The organism is Nereida ignava, from assembly GCF_001049735.1.
GTDB lineage: Bacteria > Pseudomonadota > Alphaproteobacteria > Rhodobacterales > Rhodobacteraceae > Nereida > Nereida ignava.
Genome location: NZ_CVPC01000068.1, coordinates 1 through 1,597 on the forward strand (window position 1 = coordinate 1; position 1,597 = coordinate 1,597).

The 1,597-nt window shown below is 48.3% G+C and carries 3 protein-coding genes; all 3 read right to left on the reverse strand.

What is annotated here, in order from left to right:
- Positions 1-411: 411 nt before the first annotated feature.
- Positions 412-744: a DUF3768 domain-containing protein gene (locus tag NIG5292_RS14410; RefSeq protein WP_048600144.1), complete on the reverse strand. Its 333-nt coding sequence runs from the start codon at positions 742-744 to the stop codon at positions 412-414.
- On the reverse strand, positions 737-1,195 hold the full coding sequence (locus NIG5292_RS14415) for a hypothetical protein (RefSeq protein ID WP_048600225.1): 459 nt from the start codon (positions 1,193-1,195) through the stop codon (positions 737-739). Before NIG5292_RS14415 ends, NIG5292_RS14410 begins: the two co-directional genes overlap by 8 nt.
- Before the next feature lie 181 nt (positions 1,196-1,376).
- Positions 1,377-1,597 (reverse strand): hypothetical protein (locus tag NIG5292_RS15235; protein WP_048600226.1); only part of this gene is annotated, 221 nt, incomplete at its 5' end.

Sequence of the window (1,597 nt, forward strand, 5' to 3'; positions counted from 1 at the left end):
AAATATGGTGAAACGCGCACACGCGCCGCAATCAAAGCGGATGCCCACAACAAGCAGGCCCGCACGAGCATTGCGAACCAAACCAACCGATATTTGCGCACGGCAGAGCAGTATATTGACAACGTTGGGCGCGGAGAGTTCCCCAAAGCCTTGCGTCGGTAAAAATTAAGTCATTGATATTAATGCGTAATAAGGCAAACACTGTGTTTGGATTTAGTATGTTTGGCAAAAATGGCAAACACAGTGTTTGCAACATGTATGTTTGACGCAGTGAATCGAAACACTGTGTTTGAACTCTAAACCTGATCACTGTGTTTAAGTTGCGTTTGTGCTGCTGGCGCAGAGACCAGTGCTGACCTTTTGTAGGGCAGATTTGCTGTGTTTGTGTTGGGATGATGTGTGAGTTGGGCCTTAATACTCTTCTGCAAGCATGATGGTGAGCACACGGGTGGTTACATTTGTATCTGTTGGGTCAGGCGAGTGCACCTGCAGGTCTAGATCGTAATAGTCAAACTTCCAAAAAAAGGTTGTGCCCTCAATTGTGATCACCCCAAAGTCGTGCTCGGCATAAGGGTCGTTGTCTGGCGTGAATGCATCGAAGTCCTCTACAGCGATTAACAGCTCTGCCACTGTGAGTGGATCGTAGGCCAACACGCCTTGAGTGAGTATCCAGCGACAATGATCAAGACGCTGCCGCGCTCGATCATTAAGTGCTGCTATTTTAGCTGTGCTTGCGTCAGGCATTTGCTGCTGCCTTGGCCGCCCCCGGTTTAAGACGTGGTTGCCGCTCTGCCACTTTGGTGATGGCTGCATCCAACTCCCCTGCAGCCGCTGCATTGAGGAAGGCATCTAGAACAGCTGTCACCTCATCCAATGACTTCACAAACACCGCATTGTTGGTGCCATCTGCTGCAATCACACGCGCTCCATAACGGCACTGAACATACCATCCCCCGTCTTGTGCAAAGAACCACGGACGAACTGTGCGCATGGTTTTGATCAGCTGTACTTCTCCAAACTCATCTTTGATCCACTTGTTTCGCTCAACGCGATGATCTTGCTTCTTGAGTGCGGCTGCGTGCACAAGTTTTTGTTCTTTGAGCCCTGCTACGAGTTTGTCACGTCGCGCTATGATGGGATCGCGCTTGGTGCTGCGATCAACTGTTTTGAATGTAAGCTTTGCCAAATGTGTCATGTGCGCTCCTAGCTGTTTGGTTACAGCTAAAGCGTATGTTCAAATGAAACATTGGGCGAGCGAAAAGACAGTCAAGTATCTGATTTTATGTGATAATATGAGATTATGGGGTAATGCGCAGATAAGTGTAGCATTGGTCACATGTGTTTGGGCTTAGTGATTGGTGTAAAATAAGCAGCGCTCACACACCGACCCCGCGCCCACAAAAAAAGCGTCTATCGTTTTGCTCCGCTGACGCTGTGTTTAGCTCTTCTCTCTCTATCTGTTTGATCTTCTTCGTTTGAGCTTTTGTTGCTGTGTTCTTTTGAACCTTCGTTAGTTTGAACAACAGCTCGTGAACAAGGATGTGCCAAGACCTGCGCCTTTGGCATCTGTGTTGTTCAAGCTGCTCAGGTGTTTGCT

Bases quoted from the DNA above. Each gene is read 5' to 3' on its own strand.
- NIG5292_RS14410 (WP_048600144.1), bottom strand. From the start codon at position 744: ATGCCTGACGCAAGCACAGCTAAAATAGCAGCACTTAATGATCGAGCG.
- NIG5292_RS14415 (WP_048600225.1), bottom strand. From the start codon at position 1,195: ATGACACATTTGGCAAAGCTTACATTCAAAACAGTTGATCGCAGCACC.